The organism is Streptomyces nigrescens, assembly GCF_027626975.1.
Taxonomy (GTDB): domain Bacteria; phylum Actinomycetota; class Actinomycetes; order Streptomycetales; family Streptomycetaceae; genus Streptomyces; species Streptomyces nigrescens.
Map to the genome: position 1 here is coordinate 4,398,092 of NZ_CP114203.1, position 16,361 is coordinate 4,414,452.

10 protein-coding genes are annotated in these 16,361 nt (G+C 71.8%); 2 read left to right on the forward strand and 8 right to left on the reverse strand.

All coding sequences use genetic code 11. The annotated features are described in order from the left end of the window. Positions 1-322: 322 nt before the first annotated feature. From STRNI_RS19570 to topA, 3 genes are all read right to left on the reverse strand, one after another. Positions 323-1,570, reverse strand: a complete 1,248-nt coding sequence (locus STRNI_RS19570; RefSeq protein ID WP_018089994.1) for a DNA polymerase III subunit delta' — start codon at positions 1,568-1,570, stop codon at positions 323-325. A 237-nt stretch (positions 1,571-1,807) separates the two neighbouring features. Beyond that, on the reverse strand, positions 1,808-5,140 hold the full coding sequence (gene tmk, locus STRNI_RS19575) for a dTMP kinase (protein ID WP_277411699.1): 3,333 nt from the start codon (positions 5,138-5,140) through the stop codon (positions 1,808-1,810). A 130-nt stretch (positions 5,141-5,270) separates the two neighbouring features. After that, positions 5,271-8,123 (reverse strand): type I DNA topoisomerase, encoded by a 2,853-nt coding sequence (gene topA / locus STRNI_RS19580; RefSeq protein ID WP_274737390.1) that lies wholly within the window; start codon positions 8,121-8,123, stop codon positions 5,271-5,273. Between the two features lie 506 nt (positions 8,124-8,629). Here topA and STRNI_RS19585 point away from each other — a divergent pair. Together STRNI_RS19585 and STRNI_RS19590 are read left to right on the forward strand one after the other, a co-directional pair. Then, a complete protein-coding gene (locus tag STRNI_RS19585; protein WP_148589224.1) occupies positions 8,630-9,259 on the forward strand; it encodes a hypothetical protein in 630 nt (209 codons plus the stop codon). Further along, complete coding sequence (locus tag STRNI_RS19590) at positions 9,256-9,696, forward strand: DUF2752 domain-containing protein (RefSeq protein WP_018089990.1); 441 nt, start codon at positions 9,256-9,258, stop codon at positions 9,694-9,696. Before STRNI_RS19585 ends, STRNI_RS19590 begins: the two co-directional genes overlap by 4 nt. A gap of 64 nt (positions 9,697-9,760) precedes the next feature. Here STRNI_RS19590 and STRNI_RS19595 read toward each other — a convergent pair whose 3' ends face one another. The 5 genes from STRNI_RS19595 to STRNI_RS19615 all read right to left on the reverse strand — a co-directional run bounded on the left by STRNI_RS19595 (position 9,761) and on the right by STRNI_RS19615 (position 15,570). After that, complete coding sequence (locus STRNI_RS19595; protein WP_109891443.1) at positions 9,761-10,165, reverse strand: hypothetical protein; 405 nt, start codon at positions 10,163-10,165, stop codon at positions 9,761-9,763. Positions 10,166-10,399: 234 nt separating this feature from the next. Then, positions 10,400-10,597, reverse strand: a complete 198-nt coding sequence (locus tag STRNI_RS19600; RefSeq protein WP_093642008.1) for a hypothetical protein — start codon at positions 10,595-10,597, stop codon at positions 10,400-10,402. An 86-nt stretch (positions 10,598-10,683) separates the two neighbouring features. Then, entirely contained in the window at positions 10,684-12,231 is a 1,548-nt protein-coding gene (locus STRNI_RS19605; RefSeq protein ID WP_371874917.1) for a DUF7059 domain-containing protein, read from the reverse strand. Positions 12,232-12,361: 130 nt separating this feature from the next. Further along, positions 12,362-12,946 (reverse strand): hypothetical protein, encoded by a 585-nt coding sequence (locus tag STRNI_RS19610; protein WP_018089986.1) that lies wholly within the window; start codon positions 12,944-12,946, stop codon positions 12,362-12,364. A gap of 218 nt (positions 12,947-13,164) precedes the next feature. After that, positions 13,165-15,570 carry a sodium-translocating pyrophosphatase gene (locus STRNI_RS19615; RefSeq protein WP_109891435.1) on the reverse strand — a complete coding sequence of 802 codons (2,406 nt, stop codon included), beginning with the start codon at positions 15,568-15,570 and terminating at the stop codon, positions 13,165-13,167. Between the last annotated feature and the right edge of the window lie 791 nt (positions 15,571-16,361).

The following is a 16,361-nucleotide window of genomic DNA, read 5'->3' on the forward strand; positions in this document are numbered from 1 at the left end:
GGTGGATGGGTCCGGTGGATGGGTCCGGTGGATGGGTCCGGTGGATGGAGTGCAGGTACTGCACGGGTACGGCGTGCCGTGCGGGGAGGGGAGCGCTGAGCGGCCGGGGCGGTCCGGGCCCGGCTTCAGGCGGAGAGCCGGCTTCGGGCCGGTAGGGCGGATAGCGGTTGGCAGGTGACAGGTGACAGGTGACAGGTGACAGGTGACAGGTGACAGGAACACTCCCGCACGGAGAGTATCCGGGTGAGGACGTGGTGTGTGCGGCTCCTGGAGTAGACGGCCGGGTGACCGGCGGGGCCGGTGCCCTGGGTGGGTGGGGTGGTCAGCCGGCGCGGAGCGCCACCGTCATCGCCTCGACCGCGAGGAGGGGGGCCACATTGCGGTCCAGGGCCTCACGGCAGGCGATGACGGCTTCTATACGGCGGAGGGTGCGTTCGGGGGTCGATGCGGTGGCGATGCGCTGGACGCTGTCGCGTACCTCGTCGTTGGCGAGGGGTACCGAGGCGCCCATCTGGAGGGCGAGGACGTCGCGGTAGAAGCCGGTGAGGTCGACCAGGGCCAGATCGAGGCTGTCGCGCTGGGTACGGGTCGAGCGGCGCTTCTGCTTGTCCTGGAGTTCCTTCATGGCGCCGGCCGTGCCGCGCGGCAGCCGTCCGCCGGTGCCGGCGGCGGCGCCGAGCGCGGCGCGCAGCTCCTCGGTCTCCTTGGTGTCGACCTCCTCGGCGACCTGCTTGGCGTCCTCGCCCGCGGCGTCGATCAGCTCCTGGGCGGCCTTGAGGCAGCCGCCGATGTCGTCGACGCGGAGGGGGAGCTTCAGTACGGCCGTCCGGCGGGCCCGGGCGCGCTCGTCGGTGGCGAGGCGGCGGGCCCGGCCGATGTGTCCCTGGGTGGCGCGGGCGGCCCGGCCGGCGGCCTCCGGTTCGATGCCGTCCCGGCGGACGAGGACGTCGGCGACCGCGTCGACCGGCGGCGTACGCAGGGAGAGCAGGCGGCAGCGCGAGCGGATGGTGGGGAGGACGTCCTCCACGGAGGGGGCGCAGAGCAGCCAGACCGTACGGGGCGCGGGCTCCTCGACGGCCTTGAGGAGGACATTGCCGGCGCCTTCGGTGAGGCGGTCGGCGTCCTCCAGGACGATCACCTGCCAGCGGCCGCCGGACGGGGAGAGCGAGGACCGGCGGACCAGGTCGCGGGTCTCCTTGACGCCGATGGACAGCAGGTCCGTACGGACGATCTCGACATCGGCGTGGGTGCCGATCAGGGCGGTGTGGCAGCCGTCGCAGAAGCCGCAGCCGGGGCCGCCGCCGAGGGCGCGGTCCGGGCTGACGCACTGCAGGGCGGCGGCGAAGGCGCGGGCGGCGGTGGAGCGTCCGGAGCCGGGAGGGCCCGTGAACAGCCAGGCGTGTGTCATCTGGGAGGCGCCGCTGCGGTCGGCGGAGAGCTCCGGCCGCTCACCGGGCGGGGGCTCCTGCCCCGCCCGCTCCGCGGAGACCAGGGCGTCCGCATCGCGCGCGGCCGCGGCCAGCGTCGCCGTCACCCGGTCCTGGCCGACCACGTCGTCCCATACCGCCATCGCTGTCCGCCGTTCCTGTGCCGATCCGTGCTGCCCGTGCCGCGCGGTGTGCGGGTGCGCCCGGCCTCGCACACCGCGCAGCGCTCCGCGCCTGACCCATTGTGGTGCAACCCACTGACAAACGAATCCGGAAGCCGGCGCCGGGTGGCCGGACGCCCCCTCCGGAAACGGAGAACGGCCGTGGCCGCAGCTTTTCCGCTGCGGCCACGGCCGGTCGTACGGGGGCGTCCCGGCCGGCTAGCCGCGCCGTCCCTGGCCGCCGCGACGGCCGTCCTCGCCCCTGCCGTCGTCCGCTTCCTCGTCCCCGCGCGGGCCCAGCAGCTCGTCGGCGAGCGTGGGCAGATCATCCAGCGGGGTCTCCTCCGCCCATTCGGGGCGGGGGCGGCTGCGCTGCGGGATCTCCACGGGGTGGCCCGTCGCCGGGTCGATCTGCGGGAGTTCGCGGGTGCGCTCGACGCGTGACTCCGCGGGGGCGGACCGCTGTCCCGACGCCGCGCCGTTCCCGCCGGCCGCCGCGTCCGGTGTCTCCTTGCGGAACATCCACGGCGGCACGCGGTCGGCGGGGTCACCGCTGCGTCCGTCGTCACCGCGTACGTCGCCCCGTACGGGCGGCAGCACAGCGGTCTCCTCCACGTCCGCGCCGGTGTCCAGGCCGCGCCAGGGGTCCTGCGCGTCCCGCACCGGGGGCAGCACCGCCGTCTCGTCCGCCGCACGGGGGACGTCACCGCCCGGTGTCCCGGGCCGCGGCAGCGACTCCTCGGTCCGCTCGCTGTCCGAGCCGGAACCGGAGGACGAGGACGCGTCGTCGGGCGCGCTCTCGCCGAACCGCTTGCGCAGATCCGCGACGTAGGTCTCCGCCGTGGGCGCGTCGGCCGCCTTCGCCGCCTCGGCCGCTTCGGCCGCGGCCTTGGCCTCCGCCGCGGCAGCCGCCTCGGCCGCCGCCTTCCGCGCCTCCTCGGCGCGCACCAGGGCCGCCTCGGCCTTGCGCTGCTTCTCCAGGCGGCGCTCCTCGGCCTCCTTGCGCAGCCGCGCCTCCTCCTCGTGCTGCTTGCGCAGCCGCTCCTGCTCGGCCTGGCGGGCGCGTTCCTCCGCCTCGCGGCGGGCCCGCTCCGCCTCGGCGGCCTGCCGGGCCTCCTCGGCGCGCTTGCGGGCCTCCTCGGCCCGGCGGGCCTCCTCGCGCGCCCTGGCCGCCTCGGCCTCCTGGCGCTTGCGCTCTTCCTCCTCGGCGCGCAGCCGGGCGAGCTGCTCCTGGCGCTCGCGCTCCAGGCGCTCCGCCTCCGCCTTGCGCGCGGCCTCTTCCTCGGCCTTGCGGCGGGCCTCTTCCTCGGCGGCCTTACGGGCCTCGGCCTGCGCCTGGAGCTCGGTCTCGGACAGCGGGAGCACCTGGTCGAGGCGGTGCCGTACGACGGTGGTGACGGCTTCCGGTTCCTGGCCGGCGTCGACGACCAGATAGCGCGCGGGGTCGGCGGCGGCCAGGGTGAGGAAGCCGGCCCGTACCCGCTGGTGGAATTCGGCGGGCTCGGACTCCAGCCGGTCCGGTGCCTCGGTGAAGCGCTCCCGTGCGGTCTCCGGGGAGATGTCGAGCAGCACCGTCAGATGGGGGACGAGACCGTCGGTGGCCCAGCGCGAGATCCGGGCGATCTCCGTGGGGGCGAGGTTGCGCCCGGCGCCCTGGTAGGCGACCGAGGAGTCGATGTACCGGTCGGTGATGACGACCGCGCCGCGCTCCAGGGCCGGCCGGATGACGCTGCTGACGTGCTCGGCCCGGTCGGCGGCGAACATCAGCGCCTCCGCACGGTCCGAGAGCCCGGACGTCGAGACGTCCAGGATGATCGAGCGCAGCCGCTTGCCGATGGCGGTGGCGCCCGGCTCGCGGGTCACCACGACCTCGTGGCCCTTGCCGCGGATCCACTCCGCGAGCGCCTCGACCTGGGTGGACTTGCCGGCGCCGTCGCCGCCCTCCAGGGCGATGAAGAAGCCGGTGGGGGTGGGCGCCTGCGCCGGGTCGCCGCCGCGCAGCGCCTCTCGCAGATCACGCCGCAGCGGTACGCCCTGCCGGTCGTCGACCTTGCCGAGCACCAGCGCGGCGACCGGCAGCAGCAGCGCACCGGCCAGCATCAGGGTGTAGGCGGCGCCGCCGTACGCGAAGCTGAAGGGGCCGTCGCCGACGTGGTGCGGGCCGATGACGGCCGCGAGCAGCGGCGCGACGATGGCGGCCAGCGCGATGGAGAGCCGGACGACGGCGTGCAGATGCTCGGTCGTACGGGCGGTACGGGATTCCTCGGACTCCTGGTCCAGCAGGACGTGCCCCGTATTGGCGGCGATGCCGGCACTGATACCGGCCAGCAGCGCGAGCACCAGCACCGTCGTCGGGTCCGGGACCAGGCCCATGGCCAGCAGCGCGAGACCGGTGGCGGCCACCGCGAGGGCGAGCAGCCGGCGCCGGGAGAGCGTGGGCAGCACCCGCTGGGCGCCGCGGATGCCGACGGCCGTGCCGCCGGTCAGCGCCAGCACCAGCAGCGCGAAGGCGGCCGGCCCGCCGGCCAGGTCGTAGCCGTGCAGGACGGCGAGCGAGACGGCAGCGGCGAGGGCTGCGGCCACCGCGGCGCAGGCCGCCACCAGCAGCGGGATCGCGCCCGTACGGCCCTTGTCGACGGCCGGGCGGGCGGTGCCGTCCTCCGGCTTCTCGCCCTGGGCCGGCTGTCCGGTTTTCGCTCCTGCGGCCTTGGGCCGGCGCAGCCCCTCCAGAGGGGAGCGCGGCCGCGGCGTCGGCACACCGGGGAGCTCGATGAAGTAGAGGATCGATACGGAGGCGGCGAACAGCCCGGCGGCGACATACGAGCCGAGCGCGGCCTGGTGGAGGTGGAACCAGTCGATGCCGGTGCCCAGCAGCTTGCTGATGAGGGTGACGACCACCAGGGCGGCGGCCGCGATCGGCAGCGAGACGAAGGCGGTGCGCAGCGAGAGGCGGCGCAGGGCGTCCATGTTGTCGGGCAGCGGGCGGACCGCGGCGCCCTCGGGGGGCGGGGTGGGCAGCAGCCCGGGTGCGGCGCTCTCCCGTGCGACGGTCCAGAAGCGTTCGGCGACACCGGTGACGAAGACCGTGACCAGCAGCCAGGCCAGTGCGTCGTCCGGCGTCCAGTCGATCCAGAGGGGCGCGATGACCAGCAGCGCGAGCCGCAGCACATCCGCGCCGATCATCGTCCAGCGCCGGTCCAGTGGCCCGGCGGGCGCCGTGAGCGCGGACAGCGGGCCCAGCAGGACGGCTCCGAAGAGCAGCATCGCCAGCATCCGGGCCGCGAAGACCGCGGTGACCGCGAGGGCGGCTCCCCGATAACCGCCGCCGAAGACGGCTTCGCCGCCCAGGGGGACGTACAGCGCCGCCTGCAGGGCGAGCAGTACGAGGACAAGCATGGACAGGGCATCGCCGATGCCCCCGACAAATTGGGCGCTCCACAGTCGCTTCAGTGGGGGGAAGCGGAGCAGGGCTCGCACGGCGCGCTCGCGGGAATCCGCCGCTAGGGCGCCTGAAGTGGGGGTCACGACCGTTGGCTGCTCGGCACGCGTCATCTCGCCAGCCTATCGATACGGCGCGGAGCGTCGAGCGCCTGCCCGAACAAAGGGGCGGGCCCGACGGAACGTGTCCGTCTTGCCCGCCCTTGTCCTGCGGCTTTGCCGGCCGGAACCGGCCGGTGCCGCCTCAGTCCTCGGCCGACGCCGCCGTCTTCTTGGCCGCCGCCGTCTTCGCGGTGGTCTTCTTGGCGGTGGTCTTCTTGGCGGTCGTCTTCTTCGCCGTGGTCGTCTTCTTCGCCGCGGTCTTCTTGGCGGCCGTCTTCTTCGCGGCCGTCTTCTTGGCCGGCGCCTTCTTGGCCGCCTTCTTCGCGGTCTTCTTCGCCGGCCCCTTGGCGCGCTTCTCCGCGAGCAGCTCGTAGCCCCGCTCGGCGGTGACCGTCTCGACGTCGTCGTCCCGCCGCAGCGTCGCGTTGGTCTCGCCGTCGGTGACATACGCACCGAACCGGCCGTCCTTGACCACCACCGGCTTGCCGCTCACCGGGTCCGTCCCCAGCTCCTTGAGCGGCGGCTTGGCGGCGGCCCGCCCGCGCTGCTTGGGCTGGGCGTAGATCGCCAGCGCCTCGTCGACGGTGATCGAGAAGAGCTGCTCCTCGCTCTCCAGGGAGCGCGAGTCGGTGCCCTTCTTGAGGTACGGGCCGTAGCGGCCGTTCTGCGCGGTGATCTCCACGCCCTCGGGGTCCTTGCCGACGACGCGCGGCAGCGACATCAGCTTGAGCGCGTCCTCCAGCGTCACCGTGTCCAGGGACATCGACTTGAAGAGCGAGGCGGTACGCGGCTTGACCGCGTTCTTGCCGGTCTTCGGGGTGCCCTCGGGCAGGATCTCGGTGACGTACGGGCCGTAGCGGCCGTCCTTGGCGACGATCTGGTGGCCGCTGTCCGGGTCCATGCCCAGCTCGAAGTCGCCGCTCGGCTTGGCGAGCAGCTCCTCCGCGTACTCCACGGTCAGCTCGTCGGGCGCCAGGTCGTCGGGGACGTCGGCGCGCTGGTGGCCCTCGGCGTCCTTCTCCCCGCGCTCCACATACGGGCCGTAGCGGCCGACCCGCAGCTTGATGTCCTCGCTGACCGGGAAGGACGAGATCTCCCGGGCGTCGATCGCGCCCAGGTCCTCGACCAGTTCCTTGAGCCCGCCGAGGTGGTCGCCGTCGCCGTTGCCGGCGTCCGCGGCACCGCCCTCGCCGTGGCCCTGGCCGAAGTAGAAGCGCCGCAGCCACGGCACGGACTGCGCCTCACCGCGGGCGATGCGGTCGAGGTCGTCCTCCATCTTGGCGGTGAAGCTGTAGTCGACCAGCCGGCCGAAGTGCTTCTCCAGGAGGTTGACCACCGCGAAGGACAGGAAGGACGGGACGAGCGCGGTGCCCTTCTTGAAGACATAGCCGCGGTCGAGGATCGTGCCGATGATCGACGCATAGGTCGACGGGCGGCCGATCTCGCGCTCTTCCAGCTCCTTGACCAGCGTGGCCTCGGTGTAACGGGCGGGCGGCTTGGTGGCGTGCCCGTCGGCGGTGATCTCCTGCGCGGCCAGCGCATCGCCCTCGGCGACCTGCGGCAGCCGGCGCTCGCGGTCGTCGAGCTCGGCGTTGGGGTCGTCGGCGCCCTCCACATAGGCCTTGAGGAAGCCGTGGAAGGTGATGGTCTTGCCGGACGCGCTGAACTCGGCGTCCCGGCCGTCGGCGGCCCGGCCACCGATCTTGACGGTGACGGAGTTACCGGTCGCGTCCTTCATCTGGGAGGCGACGGTCCGCTTCCAGATCAGCTCGTAGAGCTTGAACTGGTCGCCGGTCAGACCGGTCTCGGCCGGGGTGCGGAAGCGGTCGCCGGAGGGGCGGATCGCCTCGTGCGCCTCCTGGGCGTTCTTGACCTTGCCGGCGTAGGTGCGCGGCTTGTCCGGCAGGTAGTTCGCGCCGTACAGATGCGTCACCTGCGCCCGGGCCGCGGCGACCGCGGTGTCCGAGAGCGTGGTGGAGTCCGTACGCATATAGGTGATGAAGCCGTTCTCGTACAGCTTCTGGGCCACCTGCATGGTGGCCTTGGCGCCGAAGCCGAGCTTGCGGCTGGCCTCCTGCTGGAGGGTGGTCGTACGGAACGGGGCGTACGGCGAGCGGCGGTAGGGCTTGGACTCGACCGAGCGCACCGCGAAGTCGGTGTTCTCCAGGGCGGCGGCGAGCGCGCGGGCGTTCGCCTCGTCCAGATGGAGCACATCGTTCTTGAGCTGCCCGTTGGGGCCGAAGTCGCGGCCCTGGGCGATACGGCGGCCGTCGACGGTGTTCAGCCGTGCGGTCAGCGTCGACGGGTCGCTGGCGTCACCGGCCCGGCCGGTGGCGAAGGTGCCGGTCAGGTCCCAGTACTCGGCGGAGCGGAAGGCGATGCGCTCGCGCTCCCGCTCGACGACGAGACGGGTCGCGACGGACTGCACCCGGCCGGCCGACAGCCGGGGCATGACCTTCTTCCACAGGACCGGCGAGACCTCGTAGCCGTAGAGGCGGTCGAGGATCCGGCGGGTTTCCTGGGCGTCGACCAGCTTCTGGTTCAGATCGCGCGGATTGGCGACGGCCTCGCGGATCGCGTCCTTGGTGATCTCGTGGAAGACCATCCGGTGGACGGGGACCTTGGGCTTGAGGATCTCCTGGAGGTGCCAGGCGATGGCCTCGCCCTCGCGGTCCTCATCTGTGGCGAGGTAGAGCTCGTCGGACTCGGCCAGCAGCTCCTTGAGCTTCTTGACCTGGTCCTTCTTGTCACTGTTGACGACGTAGATCGGCTGGAAGTCGGCGTCGACGTTCACGCCGAGGCGGGCCCAGGGCTCGCCCTTGTACTTCGCCGGGACCTCTGCGGCGCCGTTGGGCAGATCGCGGATGTGTCCGACGCTGGCCTCGACCACGTAGCCAGGGCCGAGGTAGCCCTTGATCGTCTTCGCCTTGGCAGGCGACTCGACGATGACGAGTCGGCGGCCGCCGCCGTCTGTGGTCTCGCTGGTCGGGGACAACTTCGCTCTTCTCTCCGGTCGACGCTGGGAATGCTCCCCGGCCGGACGCCGGGACGCACTGCGGTGACGCTTGACGCTGCGGAGTGTGACGGTACCTCCCGGCCCCGTGTCAAACGGAAAAACCCCGCAACGCCACTCGAACGGTAACCCGACTACATGCCTTCATGCCGCCCGGACCGCATCAGGCGCCCGCCACGGGCCCCGGAGGCGACGTTATGGATCATGACGGGGCCGTCCCGCACCCCGGTGTCCACGCCGGCCGTTCCCCGCGGGCCGCAGCCGCGGCACCTTCGGTGATCTCACACAGTGACGATCCCCGGCGGTTCCTCGCTCGCCCGGGGCCGCACACCGCACCGTCCGCCGGCCGGCGACTGTCACAAGGCGGCGCCGGATGCCGTCATTGCCTTGATACAGCACGTGACCGGGCTGGCAGGATGGACACGGCACGGCTCGCCGTTCGAGCCGAGTACTGCCGTCATCACGCACTCTCGGGGGGAACACCACCCATGGCGAACCAGTACCCCGGACCGCCTCCGGAACAGCCGCCCGGCGGGCCCGGCCAGAACCCTTATGCCGCACCGGAGAGCGGTCAGCCCGCCGACCCCGGTTACGGCTATCCGCAGGGCGGCCGCCCCGGGGAGCCGGGATACGGCTATCCGCAGGCCGGCACTTCGCCTCAGCCCGCTTACGGCTATCCGCAGGACGCCGCGCAGCCGGCGCCCCCGCCCGCTTTCCCGCCGGGCGCGCCGCCACAGCCGGCGCCCGGCGGTTTCCAGCCCGGGGCCCAGCCCGGCGGGATGTCGCTGTCGCTCGGCGACATCGCGGTGAGCGGCGACACGATCATGACGCCGGCCGGGCCGATGCCGCTCAAGGGCGCGGTGTGGACGGCCACCGATATGTCGCGGACGGAGGAGAAGATGCCGACGCACGCGGTCGTGCTCGCCATCGTCTTCTTCCTCTTCTGTCTGCTCGGTCTGCTCTTCCTCCTGATGAAGGAGCGGGTGACGACCGGGTTCGTGCAGGTCACGGTGAACAGCGGCGGCCGGCACCACTCCACGATGATCCCGGTGCAGTCGCGCGAGCAGGTGATGTGGGTGCTCAACCAGGTCAACTACGCCCGGTCGCTGAGCGTGTGAGCACCGGGGAGTCCTGGGGTCCCGCCGAGCCCGCGGGACCCACCGGGGCATCGGTGCGGACCCGCACCCTCCGGCGGGCGTCGGTCATGCTCGGCGTCGGTGCGGCGGCCGCCGTCTATCTCTGGCACACCGATCCCCACCAGCCCGGGCAGCTGCTGATCCCCTGCCCCTTCAAATGGGCCACCGGGCTGTTGTGCCCGCTGTGCGGCGGGACCCGGATGGCGTACGACCTGATGCACGGCGAGGTCGTGACGGCCTTCCACGACAACGCCGTGCTGCTCACCCTGGGCGGGCCGGCCGTGGCGTACGCCGTCGGGCGCTGGCTGGTCGCCGGCCTCCGCGGGCGGGTCCACCGCCCGCGGCTGTCGGGCCGCGGCAATGCCGTGGTGCTCGGCATCGCCGCGGTGTGGATGCTCGCCCGCAATCTCGTCGGCTGAGTACGTCCGACGGTCCGGCCGCGGTCCGGACCGTCCGGCGTCAGCGCGTCAGTGCGTCAGCACCTCAGCGCACGGTGACCGTGACCACCGGCGAGACGGTGCTGCCGGTCGCCATGCGGAGCTGGTTGACGCCCTTGATGCCGAGCTTGACGCGGACCGCGTACGCACCGCTGCTGTTGACCGGCGTCTGCGCGGGCAGCGAGACCCACTTCGCGCCCTGCTTCTGCTGGACGGTGAGCTTGGTGCCGGCCTTGATGCCCTTGGCGACGCCGGTGATCCGGAACTGCTCCCAGGCCTTGACCGTGGTCGCACTCGCCTTGGCCGTCAGGGTGGCGGCGGCCGGTGCGGTGGCCACGACCGGCGAGGGCGAGTGCAGGTCCTGCGGTGCGGCGAAGGCCGCGGCCGAGCCACCGGCCAGCAGGGAGACGGCGATGGCGCCGACGGCGGCGTAGCGAAGTGCACGGTTCATAGGGCTTCCTCACTGCGGGGGCCGGCCCGTTGGGCGACCGGCCTGTTGGTGACCTTCACTGAGGAACATGCCCTGACGGCACCGGATAGTTCCCGCGTACCGGCACACACCGGCCATTTATGGCAGAACTGGCCGGAAGTGAACGTAGCGCCTTCCGGCGGCAGTTGAGGACGGCGCCCCGCCAACGATGGTGACGAACCGATGGGCGACGGAACAACAGGGCGACGCCTGCGGCTACAACGCCGCCAGCAGCCAGCAGCCCGTGGCCAGGAACACCACCCCGGACAGCAGTGCCGTCACGGTGGCGACCGGACGGCTGACACCGTCGGCGACCGGGGAACCGGTCCGCGCGCACACGCCCGTCCACACCAGAAGTCCGGCGCCGAACAGCGCGAACGCCACACCGGCGAATGCCTCGGGTCCACTCTCCATGCGGGCAGCCTGGCACCCCGGGGCGGCATCCCGGCGAACGCCGGATGAACGGCGTCCGCATGTCGCCCGCCGCTCCCCCGTCCGCCTCAGCCGTCCGCGGCCACCGGCTCCAGGAACCCCTGCTCGACCAGCATCCGGATCGAAGCCGGGGTGCGGTCCCGCAGCAGGACCGGGTCCTCGCCGACGAGTTGGGCGATGGCGTCCAGAATCCGCCCGGCGGGCAGCGAGCCGTCGCACACCCCGGCGAAGCCGGCGCCGACCGTGTCCACCTTCGTGGCCCGCCGCATACCGCGGTGCTGACGCAGCACCACATGCTCCGGGTCCTCCGCCCCGGGCAGCCCGACCTGCTCCTGGACCACCTCGTCGGCGAGCCGGAAATGGCCGGCCAGCAGCGCCGCGTCGTCCGTGGCCCGCAGATAGTCCTGGCGGTCGAAGTGCCGTACGACCGACTCCCCCAGCGGCTGCTCGACCGGGTGCGGCCACTCCTCGACCGTGATGGAGGGGGTGTCCGAACCGGACTTGCGCAGCGTGATCCATCCAAAGCCGATGGCCTTGGTCTTGCGCGCCTCGAACTCGTCGAGCCAGGCGTCGTAGCGCGCGGTGTACGCCTCCTCGCCCGCCCGGTGATCGCCCGCGTCGCGCAGCCACAGCTCGGCGTACTGGGTGATGTCCTGGACCTCGCGCTGCACGATCCAGGCGTCGCAGCCGCGCGGCACCCAGGACCGCAGCCGGTCGTGCCACTCCTCGCCCGCCACATGCTGCCAATTGGCCAGCAGCTGGCAGTAGCCGCCGTCGTTGAGATGCGCGGCGGACTGCTGGACGAGCGTCCGGCACAGGTCGTCGCCGCCCATGCCGCCGTCCCGGTAGGTGAGGCGGGCGCCCGGCGAGATCACGAACGGCGGGTTGGACACGATCAGGTCGTACGTCTCGTCACCGACCGGCTCGAACAGCGAGCCCTCCCGCAGGTCCGCCGCCTCCGCCCCGGAGAGCGCCAGCGTCAGCGCGGCGACCCGCAGCGCCCGGGGGTTGAGGTCGGTGGCCGTGACGCGGGTGGCGTGCTGGGCGGCATGCAGCGCCTGGATGCCGGAGCCCGTACCGAGGTCGAGCGCCTTGGCGACTGGCCGGCGCACGGTGAGCCCGGCCAGGGTCGTGGACGCACCGCCGACGCCGAGCACCAGCTGTGCCCGGTCCGCCTCCCCGACGCCCCGGATACCGCCGGCCCCGCCGACCGCGCAGCCCAGGTCGGAGACGATCCACCAGTCCTGCCCCTCGGGGCCGCCGTACGGGCGCACGTCCACACTGGCGCGCAGCTCGTCGCCGTCCTGCACCAGCCAGCCGTCGGTGAGGCAGTCCGCGACCGGCAGCGCGGTCTGCGCCTGCCGCAGCTCCACCGGGCGCTGCAGCAGGAACAGCCGCACCAGGGTCTCCAGCGGGCTGTCGCCGCGCGTCGCCCGCAGGGCGGGGACGGTCTCACTGCGGGCCAGCGCGGCATAGGCGGGCGCGCCGAGCAGCTCCAGCAGCCCGTCGGCGGTGAAGGCGGCGGCCAGCAGCGCCTCGCGCAGCCGGGCCGTGCGGGCGTTGCTCTCGGGGTCCTGGGCATCTGCGGTGGGGAGGTGCGTACTCACGCCCACCATTGTCGGGCCTGCCACTGACAAACGGCGACGGCCCGGCGCCACGCCCTTCCCGGGCGCGTCGCCGGGCCGTCGGAGCCGTTGCCGGTTCGCGGATGCCGCGGCTCACCGGCTGGGCCGGCTCCCCTGGCCGCTACGACTTCGGGGACTGCGTGGGCGCCGGGGCACCGGACGCGGCGGGGTTCTGGCAGCCCTTCTGGGCGGCCATCGCCGTGCCGACGTCACCGGCCTCGAGGTTCTTGAAGGCTGCCTCGCTCTGCTTGTTGAGCTTGTTGATGCCGCTGGAGAGGTCGCGCAGACCGTCCGCGAACTTGAGCTTGTCCTTGGTGTCGAGGCTGTCGACCTGCTTCTGGAGGTCCGCGTAGCCCTTGGAGAGCGAGTTGAGCTCCTTGACGGCGTTCTGCTGGGCCTGCTTGCCCTGGTCGGTCGGCGGGGGACCGGCCTTCTCCAGGGACTTGGCCAGCGAGGCGTAGGCGCTGGAAATCTTCTGGAAGGCGGCCGAGTCGGTCTGCTGGACCTTTTTGGAGTCCGTGCTGCCGTTGTCGGCCGTCTGCATGGCGCCGTTGGCGTCCTGGATCTTCTTGAACTGAGCCTGCGCAGGGTCGCAGAAACTCTTCGCCCAGTCATTGAGCTTCTTGTTGCTGTCGTCGCTGCAGCCGGTCAGCGCGAGCACCAGTGCGGCACCGCCGGACAGTGCAGCCACAAGCTTCTTGTTCACCGGATTGGTCCCTTCCATGGCTCTCGGCCCCGGAACATACACGTCCAAACGGCCTGGGCGACCGGTCGGGCATCCCGCCCTGCCCTCATTGCAGCCATTTGCACCAAGGACCGCAGGGCCACCCGGGCACGCGGAGGGCGGGTGGCCGGCGCCTGCAAAATACGCCGTCCACCCGCCCAGTTGAGCGGTCCGCGAGCCCTGTTGGTGGTCCTTTGCGGCTAGGACGCCACCGCCGTCTTGGCTGACTTGGCGATGGTTTCCGGATCTTCGGAGTTGTCTTCGTCACCCACGGCGATTCCGCGCCGCTTGGAGACGTAGACCGCACCGACGATGACGGCGATCGCCAGCACCGAGACCACGAGCCGGACGCCGGTGCTCTTGTCCTGGCCGTATGAGAACTTGACCACAGCAGGTGCGATCAGGAGCGCCACCAGGTTCATGACCTTCAGCAGCGGGTTGATCGCCGGGCCGGCGGTATCCTTGAACGGGTCACCGACGGTGTCGCCGATGACCGTCGCGGCATGCGCCTCGCTGCCCTTGCCGCCGTGGTGCCCGTCCTCGACCAGCTTCTTGGCGTTGTCCCACGCGCCACCGGAGTTGGCGAGGAAGACCGCCATCAGCGTGCCGGTGCCGATCGCACCCGCCAGGAACGAGCCGAGCGCGCCGACGCCGAGCGAGAAGCCGACCGCGATCGGGGTGAGCACGGCCAGCAGCCCGGGAGTGGCCAGCTCACGCAGCGCGTCCTTGGTGCAGATGTCCACGACCCGCCCGTACTCGGGCTTCTCGCTGTAGTCCATGATCCCGGGGTGCTCCCGGAACTGCCGGCGCACCTCGAAGACCACCGCTCCCGCCGACCGCGACACCGCGTTGATCGCCAGCCCGGAGAACAGGAAGACGACCGAGGCGCCGAGGATCAGCCCGACGAGGTTGTTGGGCTGCGAGATGTCCAGGCTGAGGCCCATCCCGGAGGCGGCGTTGCCGACCTCCCGTACGGCGGTGGCGATCGCGTCCCGGTACGAGCCGAAGAGCGCGGCCGCGGCCAGTACGGCCGTCGCGATGGCGATGCCCTTGGTGATGGCCTTGGTCGTGTTGCCGACCGCGTCCAGGTCGGTGAGCACCTGCGCGCCGTCACCGGTGACATCGCCGGACATCTCGGCGATGCCCTGCGCGTTGTCGGAGACCGGACCGAAGGTGTCCATCGCCACGATCACGCCGACGGTGGTCAGCAGACCGGTACCGGCGAGCGCCACCGCGAACAGCGCCAGCATGATGGAGGCGCCGCCCAGCAGGAACGCTCCGTAGACGGCCAGGCCGATCAGCACCGCCGAGTAGACGGCCGACTCCAGGCCGATCGAGATACCGGAGAGCACGACGGTGGCCGGGCCGGTCAGCGAGGTCTTCCCGATGTCCCGCACGGGCCGCCGGTTGGTCTCGGTGAAGTAGCCGGTCAGCTGCTGGATCAGCGCGGCCAGCACGATGCCGATGGCGACCGCCACCAGCGCCAGCATCCGCGGGTCGCCGCTGGTGCTCAGGATCTCGACGTCGGTGACGCCCTTCAGGCCCTGGTAGCTGGACGGCAGGTAGGCGAACACGGCGACGGCCACCAGGACCAGCGAGATGCCCGCGGAGATGAAGAAGCCGCGGTTGATGGCCGTCATGCCGCTGCGGTCGCTGCGCCGGGGCGCGACCACGAAGATGCCGATCATCGCGGTGAGCACACCGATGGCCGGAACCAGCAGCGGGAAGGCGAGCCCGGCGTCGCCGAAGGCCGCCATGCCCAGGATGAGCGCGGCAACCAGGGTCACCGCGTACGACTCGAAGAGGTCGGCGGCCATACCCGCGCAGTCACCGACGTTGTCGCCCACGTTGTCCGCGATGGTCGCGGCGTTGCGCGGGTCGTCCTCGGGGATGCCCTGCTCGACCTTCCCGACGAGGTCGGCGCCGACGTCCGCGGCCTTGGTGAAGATGCCGCCGCCGACCCTCATGAACATCGCGATCAGCGCGGCGCCGAGGCCGAAGCCCTCCAGCACCTTGGGCGCGTCGACCGCGTACACGAGCACCACGCAGGAGGCACCGAGCAGGCCCAGCCCCACGGTGAACATTCCGACGACGCCACCGGTACGGAATGCGATCTTCATGGCCTTGTGAGAGACGGCCGTAAGATCCCTTTCCCGGGTATCGCCCTCTTGCGGAGTGGCTTCCCGGGCGGCCGCCGCAACGCGCACATTGCTGCGTACGGCGAGCCACATGCCGATATAGCCGGTGGCCGCCGAGAATCCGGCGCCGATCAAGAAGAAGGCGCTGCGTCCGGCGCGCTGCGTCCAATCGTCCGCAGGCAGCAGCATGAGCAGGAAGAACACCACGACGGCGAATACGCCGAGAGTCCGCAACTGCCGTGCCAGGTAGGCATTTGCGCCTTCCTGCACGGCCGCCGCGATCTTCTTCATACTGTCGGTTCCCTCACCGGCCGCGAGCACTTGGCGGACCAGCACCGCCGCGACTGCCAGCGCCGCCAGGGCGACCGCGGCGATCACCAGCACGATGACGCGGTTGCCCGCCGTAAGTGACGGCCCGGCCAGAAAAGTGGGGGTGTCAAGCAACTGAGGGGTGTAAGGCCCCGCCATTCGTCCTCCTTGACGTTTGGCACATGGGCGCGCGGAAGCACGCTCAGGCGTCCTGAGCAAGATGTGGACGGATTGTAGGGAGCCGCGGTTGATCAAAACAGTACGCGTCAAAGGGAATTCGCCGGTAGCGGCGAAGATCAAAAGGCCGACGCGCTACGGAATTCGCCCGGACGAAGGAAAGCAGCGAATTCGCTGACCACTGCCCGATGATCTCTCTGTCGTACTGATCGCCCGTGGATCGCCCGCTGATCGCCGCTGCTCAAGGACGCCGCCCCGGAGCCCGGGCCGATTGAGGCGTGCGGGACACCGGAGAGAATTGTTCCACCCCACTACGGCCGAACGGGTGACCCGGGGCGCGCGGACCGCTCCCCGCCACCCGATGAAGAGCCGTCAGATCGAGTCCGGATCGCAACGCATGAGACGGGAGCGGAGACCAGGGCCGGCCGGTAGGGCTCCCCGGTTCGTGCCCGGTGATGACGGTCCGGGGCACCGTCGGGTCGCGCAGTCACACGGGGTGCACGGGACGCACAGGACGCACGGGCCGACACACGTCGGTGTGCACGGGGTCAGGGCCATCAAGAGCCATCAGGGGCGCCCCGGAGTCATCCCAGGGCCGGAGCCCGGTAGAACGCCGTATGGACGCCTCTCCGGCGACCTCACGACCGGGCCCGGCGCCACTGCCGTGACCGAGCCCGCCACAGCCGCCGTCAGCGCCCTGGGGGCATAGGTGCGTGGAGAGTCCGGGGTGTCAGTGCGTGGAGAGTCCGGGGCGTCAGTGCGTGGAGAGTCCG

What these genes read in the sequence shown, in the direction of transcription:
- STRNI_RS19595 (WP_109891443.1), bottom strand. Translation starts at nt 10,165, where the DNA reads ATGAACCGTGCACTTCGCTACGCCGCCGTCGGCGCCATCGCCGTCTCC.
- tmk (WP_277411699.1), bottom strand. Translation starts at nt 5,140, where the DNA reads ATGACGCGTGCCGAGCAGCCAACGGTCGTGACCCCCACTTCAGGCGCC.
- STRNI_RS19605 (WP_371874917.1), bottom strand. Translation starts at nt 12,231, where the DNA reads ATGGTGGGCGTGAGTACGCACCTCCCCACCGCAGATGCCCAGGACCCC.
- STRNI_RS19600 (WP_093642008.1), bottom strand. Translation starts at nt 10,597, where the DNA reads ATGGAGAGTGGACCCGAGGCATTCGCCGGTGTGGCGTTCGCGCTGTTC.
- STRNI_RS19570 (WP_018089994.1), bottom strand. Translation starts at nt 1,570, where the DNA reads ATGGCGGTATGGGACGACGTGGTCGGCCAGGACCGGGTGACGGCGACG.
- STRNI_RS19615 (WP_109891435.1), bottom strand. Translation starts at nt 15,570, where the DNA reads ATGGCGGGGCCTTACACCCCTCAGTTGCTTGACACCCCCACTTTTCTG.
- STRNI_RS19585 (WP_148589224.1), top strand. Translation starts at nt 8,630, where the DNA reads ATGGCGAACCAGTACCCCGGACCGCCTCCGGAACAGCCGCCCGGCGGG.